This window comes from Mesorhizobium sp. M2C.T.Ca.TU.002.02.1.1, from assembly GCF_003997225.1.
On sequence record NZ_RZTO01000917.1, the window covers coordinates 1 to 2,254 of the forward strand.

General features: G+C 63.7%; 3 protein-coding genes and 1 pseudogene. 3 read left to right on the plus strand and 1 reads right to left on the minus strand.

Annotated elements, in window-relative coordinates:
- Positions 1–174: pseudogene (locus tag EOD07_RS38780) on the minus strand (GlxA family transcriptional regulator); the annotation flags it as partial.
- A 137-nt stretch (positions 175–311) separates the two neighbouring features.
- Here EOD07_RS38780 and EOD07_RS31370 point away from each other — a divergent pair.
- The 3 genes from EOD07_RS31370 to EOD07_RS31380 form a co-directional block, all read left to right on the plus strand.
- A complete protein-coding gene (locus EOD07_RS31370; protein ID WP_040979910.1) occupies positions 312–1,235 on the plus strand; it encodes a 3-keto-5-aminohexanoate cleavage protein in 924 nt (307 codons plus the stop codon).
- A 14-nt stretch (positions 1,236–1,249) separates the two neighbouring features.
- Positions 1,250–1,876 (plus strand): HD domain-containing protein, encoded by a 627-nt coding sequence (locus tag EOD07_RS31375; protein ID WP_127238040.1) that lies wholly within the window; start codon positions 1,250–1,252, stop codon positions 1,874–1,876.
- Between the two features lie 2 nt (positions 1,877–1,878).
- Positions 1,879–2,254 (plus strand): 3-hydroxyacyl-CoA dehydrogenase NAD-binding domain-containing protein (locus tag EOD07_RS31380; protein ID WP_245470559.1); only part of this gene is annotated, 376 nt, incomplete at its 3' end.

Consider the following 2,254-nt stretch of genomic DNA (forward strand, 5'->3'; position numbering starts at 1 on the left):
GACCGAAACCAGCTTGAAATCGAAAAGCGTCTCGCCCGAAATGCGGTTGGCGGCGCGCAGCGGATCGACGGCCGAGGCGACGCACATGATCGACGACCCCGAGAACACCAGGAACGTCACCTTGAGCGTTTCGCGTTCGGAGCGAAAGATGGTCGGCTTTTCGCTTTTGATCATGAGAGCTTCGTAAAACGCAAAACAGTTTCCGACAAGTCGGTCATTCTTGGCCAGCTTCGGCGCATGTCGTCATAGCAAAGCCGGTTTCCGGCTTTTTGGTCGACATCAATGGCTGATCGAATTTGGGAGGAAAGACGATGCCGCTTGCGATGAACCGCGAGGTCTTCATTACCTGTGCCGTGACCGGCTCCGGCGGAACGCAGGACCGCAGCCCGCATGTGCCGCGCTCGCCCAAGCAGATCGCCGATTCGGCGATCGACGCCGCCAAGGCGGGCGCCGCGATCGTCCACTGCCATGTGCGCGACCCCGAGACCGGCAAGCCCAGGCGCGACGTGCATCTCTACCGCGAAGTGACCGAGCGCATCCGCGAGGCGAACGTGGACGTGGTGCTGAACCTCACCGCGGGCATGGGCGGCGACATGGTGTTCGGCTCGCCCGAGGCGCCGCTGCCGCTCAACGAGAAAGGCACCGACATGGGCGGCGCCACCAACCGCATGGAACATGTGCGCCAATGCCTGCCGGAGATCTGCACGCTGGACTGCGGCACGATGAACTTCGCCGAGGCCGACTATGTGATGACGAACACGCCCGGCATGCTGCGCGCCATGGGCGGCATGATGACGGCGCTGGGCGTGAAGCCGGAGATCGAGGCCTTCGACACCGGACATCTGTGGTTCGCCAAGCAGCTGGTCGAGGAGAAGGTCCTCAACCCGGATGCGCTGGTGCAGCTCTGCATGGGCGTGCCGTGGGGCGCGCCTGACGACCTCAACACCTTCATGGCGATGGTCAACAACGTGCCCTCGACCTGGAACTGGTCGGCCTTCTCGATCGGCCGCAACCAGATGGCCTATGCCGCGGCTGCGGTGCTTGCCGGCGGCAATGTCCGCGTCGGCCTGGAAGACAATCTGTGGCTCGACAAAGGCGTGCTGGCGACCAACGCGCAGCTCGTCGAACGCGCTGCAAGCATCGTCACCAATCTCGGCGCCCGGATCCTCGGGCCTGAGGAAGTGCGCAAGAAGCTCAATCTCACCAAGCGGGCGCCGATCGCAGCCGCGGCGTAAGACGGGTTTTGGTCATGGCTGATACCGTCAAATTCACCGCGATGAAGGATGGCGATAGGGAAGACTACGAATTCCTGACCGCCCATGAGATCGACTATGCCGCCAGAACCGGCGACCGGCTGCTCGACGCGCTCGTGCAGCTGGATGAAGGGCTCTCCGGCTACAAGATCACCCGGCTTGGCCATTCGCTGCAGGCGGCGACACGCGCCTGGAAGGACGGCGCAGACACCGACTGGATCGTCTCGGCGCTGCTGCACGACATCGGCGACATCTACGCGCCCTACAATCATGACGAATATGCCGCGACGATCCTGAAACCCTTCGTGCGCGAGCAATGCACCTGGGTGGTGGAAAAGCACGGCGATTTCCAGCGCCTCTATTACGCGCATCATCTGGGCGGCAACCGGCATGCCCGCGACCGTTTCGCCGGGCATGCCTATTTCGACGATTGCGACCAGTTCTGCGAGCGCTGGGACCAGTCGAGCTTCGACCCCGACTACGAGACGCTGCCGATCGAATTCTTCCGACCCTTTGTGCTCGAAGTGTTTGCCCGCAAGGCCTACGAACCGGCGGTGATCCGCGCCGGCGAGCGCGTGGCCCTCACCAACCCCGATACAGCCAAGACGAGAACCGGAGCCTGACCATGAGCATCATCAACAAGGCGGCCGCCATCGGTGGCGGCGTCATCGGCGCCGGCTGGGTGGCGCGGCTGCTCTTGAACGGCATCGACGTGTCGATCTTCGATCCGGATCCGGAAGCGTCGCGCAAGGTCGGCGAAGTGATGAAGGGCGCGCGCCGGGCCTACAAGCAGATGCTGCCCGGCGGCCTGCCCAAGGAAGGCAAACTGACCTTCGCCAAGACCATCGCCGAGGCGGTGGCCGATGCCGATTTCATCCAGGAAAGCGTGCCGGAGCGGCTCGACCTCAAGCACAAGGTGCTGGCCGAGATCGACGCGCATGCGCCGGCCAACGCCATCGTCGGCTCCTCGACCTCCGGCATCAAGCCGACCGACATGCAAG

Bases quoted from the DNA above. Each gene is read 5' to 3' on its own strand.
- EOD07_RS31370 (WP_040979910.1), top strand. From the start codon at position 312: ATGCCGCTTGCGATGAACCGCGAGGTCTTCATTACCTGTGCCGTGACC.
- EOD07_RS31375 (WP_127238040.1), top strand. From the start codon at position 1,250: ATGGCTGATACCGTCAAATTCACCGCGATGAAGGATGGCGATAGGGAA.